This window comes from Streptomyces sp. MBT65 (genome assembly GCF_016612545.1).
Taxonomy (GTDB): Bacteria; Actinomycetota; Actinomycetes; order Streptomycetales; family Streptomycetaceae; genus Streptomyces.
Genome location: NZ_JAENRY010000400.1, coordinates 1 through 6,185, shown reverse-complemented (window position 1 = coordinate 6,185; position 6,185 = coordinate 1). Strand labels below are relative to the sequence as shown.

Annotated in this window: 3 protein-coding genes; all 3 read left to right on the top strand. The window is 73.7% G+C overall.

Annotated features, from left to right (window positions below):
* Nucleotides 1-2,498: WD40 repeat domain-containing protein (locus tag JHN63_RS46235; protein WP_374223009.1), on the top strand; the 2,498-nt coding region annotated here is incomplete at its 5' end.
* A gap of 156 nt (nt 2,499-2,654) precedes the next feature.
* A complete protein-coding gene (locus JHN63_RS46230; RefSeq protein WP_200691133.1) occupies nt 2,655-3,515 on the top strand; it encodes a C40 family peptidase in 861 nt (286 codons plus the stop codon).
* A gap of 255 nt (nt 3,516-3,770) precedes the next feature.
* Nucleotides 3,771-5,834, top strand: coding sequence for an elongation factor G (gene fusA, locus JHN63_RS46225; RefSeq protein WP_200691132.1), 2,064 nt, complete (start codon nt 3,771-3,773; stop codon nt 5,832-5,834).
* The last annotated feature ends 351 nt before the right edge of the window (nt 5,835-6,185 follow it).

The window sequence follows — 6,185 nt, the reverse complement described above, 5'->3', positions numbered from 1 at the left end:
AGACGTCGAGGGCGGCCGACGCGGACGCCGCGTCGGCCGCCCTCGACGTCTTCGTCCGGGCCCGGCTGATCACCGTGGACAGCGACACCGTCGAGATCACCCACGAGGCCCTGCTGCACGCCTGGCCCCGGCTGCGCGACTGGATCCACGCCGACCGCGCCGGACTCCTCATCCACCAGCAACTCGCCCACGCCGCCGCCGAATGGGAGCGCGAGAACCGCGACCCGTCCGCCCTCTACCGCGGCACCCGCCTCGACACGGTCCGCTCCTGGGCCGACGAACTCGACGGCCGCGCCCGCCTCGGCCCCCGCGAGGAGGCCTTCCTCCGGGCCAGCCAGGCCGAAGAGGACACCCGCCAACATCTGGCGAGACGTCAGATCCGGTTACGGCAGGCCCTGTTCGCGACCCTCGCCGTCCTCCTGGGCCTGGCCGTGACGGCCGGCGCGCTCGCCTACCAGCAGCGCGCCAGCGCCCTCGACCAGGAGCGCGTCGCCCGCTCCCAGGCCCTCGCCGTGCAGTCCACCTCGCTGGCCGGCAGCCAGCCCGAGGCGTCGATGCTGCTCGCCGAGGAGGCCTACCGCGCGGACCGCACCCCCGAGGCCCGCGGCGCCCTCCTCAGCACCCAGGCCCAGGCCTTCTCCGCCCGTCTCGTCGGTCGCCACGGGCCGGTGAACGCGGTCGCCTTCGCCCCCGACGGCAGCCTCCTCGCGACGGCCGGCGCGCACGGCACCGTACAACTGCGCCGCACCGCCGACCACCGCACCACCGCCACGCTCAGCCTCCCCGGACGGGTCCGCTCGGTCGGCTTCGGCCCCGACGGGGCCACCGTCGCGGCGACGTCCTCGGACGGGCCGGTACGGATCTGGGGCACCGCCGACCACAGGCTGCGGACCCTGCTGCCCGCCGGCACCGCGGGCGCCCGCGCGCTCGCCTTCGACCCCCGGGGCCGTACCCTCGCGGTCGCCGGTGAGGACGGCACGGTCCAGCTGTGGGACATCGGCGGCGACCACCCGTCCGTGGTGCGGCTCGTCGGGCACACCGGTCGGGTCAACTCGCTGGCCTACGCCCCGGACGGGCGGACCCTCGCCTCGGGCGGCGCCGACCGGACCGTACGCCTGTGGGACACCGACCGCGGCCGCTCCCTCGCCGTGCTCAAGGGGCACACCGACGAGGTGCTCGGGGTGGCGTTCGCGCCGGACGGGCACAGCGTGGCCTCCGGGGGCGTCGACCGGACCGTACGCCTGTGGGACGTGGCCACGCACCGGTCCACGGCGACCCTGACCGGACACAGCGACGACGTCAACGCGGTCGCCTACACGCCCGACGGCAGCACGGTCGTCAGCGCGGGCGGCGACGGCACGACCCGGCTGTGGGACGTGCGCACCGGACGGCCGGCCGCGGTCCTCGCCGGACACACCGACTACGTGATGTCCGTCGCCGTGGACTCCACCGGGACCACCCTGGCCACCGGCGGCTTCGACCAGTCGGTGGTGCTGTGGGACCTGCGCGGCCCGGTGCTGAGCGCCCGTCCGTTCACCGAGGTCTCGCAGGCCGTCTACAGCCCGGACGGGACCCTCCTCGCGACCGCCGACGCGGACCACACCGTACGGCTGTGGGACGTGGCACGGCACCGGGTCGTGACGACGTTCACGGGCCACCGCGAGAGCGTGTTCTCGGTGGCGTTCTCGCCGGACGGGCGCACCCTTGCCTCGGCGGGCTCGGACGGCACCGTCCGGCTGTGGGACGTCCGCACGCACCGCCCGTCGGCGCCCCTCACCGGCCACACCGGGGACGTCTTCTCCGTCGCGTTCGCACCCGACGGCCGCACCCTCGCCTCCGCGGGCGCCGACCGCACGGTCCGCGTGTGGGACCTCGCGAGCCACCGTCAACTCGCCGTCCTCGAAGGCCACTCGGACTCTGCCAACGATGTCACCTACAGCCCGGACGGCCGCGTCCTCGCCAGCGCGGGCGACGACCTGACCGTACGCCTGTGGGACACCGCGACCCACCGCCCGCTCGCCACCCTCACCGGCCACACCGGCGCCGTCCGGGGCGTGGCCTTCAGCCCCGACGGGCGGACCCTGGCGAGCAGCAGCAACGACGGCACCGTCCGCCTGTGGGACGTCCGCCACCGCCGCTTCGAGGCCTCCCTCACCGGCCACACCGGATCGGTGCGCGGCCTCGCCTTCTCGCCGGACGGCCACCTCCTCGCGAGCAGCGGCAGCGACCGTACGGTACGGCTCTGGGACGTGTCCGGGCGGCGGCCGTGGGCCACGCTCACCGGGCACACGAACGCAGTGTGGGGCGTCGCGTTCGCGCCCGACGGCCGGACCCTCGCCAGCAGCAGCAACGACGGGACCGTACGACTGTGGGACCTGGACCCCGGCGCGCAGCTCACCCGGATCTGCCGGCTGCGCACGGCGATCCGCCCCGAGGAGCGCAGGACGCTGCTGCCGGGACTGCCCGTGTCCTTCACCCCCGGGTGCGCGAAGCCCTGACCGTGCGGGGGCCGAACTCCCCTGGTGGGAGGGGGTTTCCCGAGGGTTTCCCGTTGCCTCTCGGGGTGGGGTGACGCGGGGTCCTCGACCGGCCGGGCCGGGCTCGGCAGGCTGGTGCCCGACCACTTTCGGACCAAAGAAAACGGGGGTCCCGGCATGCTCCGGCGGACCGGAATCATCGGCACACTCATCGGACTCTTCGCCTTCCTCCTCTGGGCACCCGCGGCCGTCGCGGCCCCGGCCGCCCCGGCCGCACCGGCGGCGAGCGGCTGCGGCGTCCTCGCACCGGGCGCCTCGGCCGCTGCGCAGAGCGCGATCGCCGCGGCCTGCGCCCAGGTCGACGCGGGCACCTGGTACACGTGGGGCGGCGGCCACGGCGCGCAGCCCGGCGCCACCTACGGTCAGGTCGACCCCACCGACCCGGCCAGCGAACACGACCCCGAACGGCTCGGCTTCGACTGCTCGGGTCTCGTCCGTTACGCCTACGCGCAGGCCGCCGGCTCCGACATCCTCAACGGGGACGCGAGCCAGCAGTTCTACACGACCCGCGCCGCCGCCCGCTTCACCGCGGCCCAGGGCCAGGCCCCGCTGCTCCCCGGCGACCTGCTCGCCTACGGCGACTCCGCGGACCTGCACCACATCGCGATCTACCTCGGCGCGGGCAAGATGGTCGAGGCCAGGCAGTCCGGTACGCATCTGATGGTCAGTGATGTCCGCCTGGGCGGCGACTACTTCGGGGCCGTCCGCGTCAACACCGGTGCGGTGACCGGACATGTCTTCCGGACCTGGGGCACCGGCGTCTGGACGAAGACGGCACCCTCCGTCAGCGCCGGCCGCGTCTACGCCTTCCCCGGCCCGACCTCCATTCGCGTCGAGTGCCAGAAGCACGCGGAACTCGTCACCTCCGACGGCTACACCAACGACGCCTGGTCCTACCTGCCCGACTACAAGGCCTGGGTGACCAACATCTACATCCAGGGACCGGCCTGGCTCGACGGCGTCCCCACCTGCTCCTGACCCGTCCACCGGAAAAATCCGGTGCCCCACCACCCCGGGCTTCCCTACACTCGCCACATCCGTTGACGAGTGAGGGGAGCCCGCCGTGCGTGACCGCACCGCCGTGATCCTCCTGTCCTCGTCCCTCCGGTGCCCGCCGCGCGGCCGGCACCGGACACCCGTGACGTGACAGCGATCTGACACGACGTCAACTGCTCGCTCTCGTACGGGAATCGCGCCGCCCTGCACGGAATCACTCTCGAAAGGCCACGGGCCGTGCGCACCGAACGCCCTCCCACCACCCAGCTCTCCGCCGTCCGCAACCTGGGCATCCTCGCCCACGTCGACGCCGGCAAGACCACCGTCACCGAGCGGTTCCTCTACCTCACCGGGACGACCCACAAGCGCGGTGAGGTCCACGACGGCACCACCGTCACCGACTTCGACCCCCAGGAACGCGACCGCGGCATCACCATCTTCGCCGCGGCCGTCACCTGCGCCTGGGACGGCCACCGGGTCAACCTGATCGACACCCCGGGCCATGTCGACTTCGCCGACGAGGTGGAGCGTTCGCTGCGCGTCCTCGACGGCGCGATCGCGGTGTTCGACGCGGTCGCGGGCGTGGAGCCGCAGAGCGAGTCGGTGTGGCGCCAGGCCGATCGTTACGGCGTGCCGCGCATCGCCTTCGTCAACAAGCTGGACCGCGCGGGCGCCGACCTCGACACGGCCGTCGCGTCCATCCGGGAACGGCTCCATCCGGCGCCGCTGGTGGTGCAGTTGCCGATCGGCACGGAGGACGGGTTCACCGGCGTCGTCGATCTGCTGCGGCTGCGGGCGCTGGTGTGGACGGCCGACGGAGACGGCTCGATGGCCGAAGTCCCGGTGCCGGAAGGCCTGTTGGAGGAGGCGCGGCGACGTCGGCGGCTGCTGGAGGAGGCGGTGGCCGAGCTGCACCCGGTCGCACTGGAGGAGTTCTACGCCGGATCCGCCCTGTCGGCCGAGACGTTGAGCGCGGCGCTGCGCGACCTGACCCGCACCGGGGACGGTCTGGTGGTGCTGTGCGGCTCGGCCTACCGCAACCGGGGCATCGAACCGCTGCTGGACGCCGTGGTGGCGTATCTGCCCTCGCCTTCGGACGTGCCGCCGGTACGGGGGACGTACGAAGGAGCCGAGCAGGAGCGGGCGGCCGATCCTCAACTGCCTTTCTCCGCACTGGCGTTCAAGGTGAGTGCGGCGGGGGCCGGGCGGCTGACGTATCTGCGGATCTATTCGGGCACGATCGAGAGAGGAGACACGGTGTGGGACCCGGGCGCGCGGCGCACCGAGCGGATCGGGCGCATCCTGCGGGTCCAGGCCGACCGGCACGAACGGCTGGAGCGGGCGGTCGCCGGGGACATCGTCGCCGTGGCCGGACTCAAGTCCGCCCGCGCCGGCTCGACCCTGTGCGCGCCGGACGCGCCGCTCGTCCTCGAACCGCCCACGGTCGCCGACCCGGTGGTCTCGGTGGCGGTCGAGGCGCTGCGGAGCACCGACACCGACCGGCTGGCGTCGGCGCTCGCCCGACTGGCCGAGGAGGACCCGTCGTTGGTCGTACGGACCGACACCGAGACCGGCCAGACGGTCCTGTCCGGCATGGGCGAACTGCACCTGGAGGTCGCGGTGGAGAAGATCCGCCTGGCCACCGGCGTGGAGGTCAACGTGGGCCGCCCGAGGGTCTCTTACCGGGAGACCGTCGTGCGCGGAGTGTCCGGACTGGTCTACCGGCACGTCAAACAGGACGGCGGATCAGGGCAGTTCGCGCATGTGGTGCTGGACGTGGAACCGCTCGACGGCCCCGACCTCGGCTTCGAGTTCCGCTCGGCCGTCGTCGGCGGGCGGGTGCCGCAGGAGTACGTCCGCTCGGTGGAGGCCGGGTGCCGTGACGCCCTCACCGAGGGGCCGATCGGCGGCTTCCCGGTGACCGGGCTGCGCGTCACGCTGACCGACGGGGCGACCCATGTGAAGGACTCCTCGGAGCAGGCGTTCCGCACGGCCGGCCGCCTCGGCCTGCGCGAAGCCCTGCGCACCTGCGAGACGGCCCTCCTCGAACCGGTCGTCGAGGTCACGGTCACCGTCCCGGAGGACGCGGTCGGCGCGGTTCTCGGCGACCTCGCCGCCCGCCGAGGCCGCGTCACCGCCTCGACCACCCGCACGACCTCGGCGACCGTCACCGCGACCGTGCCCCTGTCCGAACTCTTCGGCTACGCAACGAGATTGCGCAGCAGGACCCAGGGCCGGGGCACGTTCACGGCCCGGCCGACGGGGTACGCACGGGTGCCGGGCGGGGTGGCGGCCCGGTAGCGGCGTAAAGGCGGAAGGCGTCTCCACCCGGGGCGCCTTCCGTCGCCGGTCTCGGGAGAGGTGGGCCCGGGGTGAACTTCCGCGCCGTGCGGGGTGGTTGTGCGTTCGGTGGCGAGGCGGGGGTGTGTTCCGGTGCAGGGTCGGTCCGTCGCCGGTGTCGGGCAGGGCGGGCTCGGGATGAACTCCCAGCCCGTGCACGGCCGTTGCGCGTTCGGCCGAGGGCCGGGGGTGTCCCGACGTGGGACGCGGTCCGCCGCCGGTCTCGGGGACATGGCCTGGAAAATACGTGCCCGTAGGCCGAACTCGCGTGCAGGGCAGGGTCGTTGTGCCGCACCCGCACCCGCACCCGCA

Excerpts from the sequence above, each read along its gene's own strand:
- JHN63_RS46230 (WP_200691133.1), top strand. The coding sequence starts at position 2,655 with ATGCTCCGGCGGACCGGAATCATCGGCACACTCATCGGACTCTTCGCC.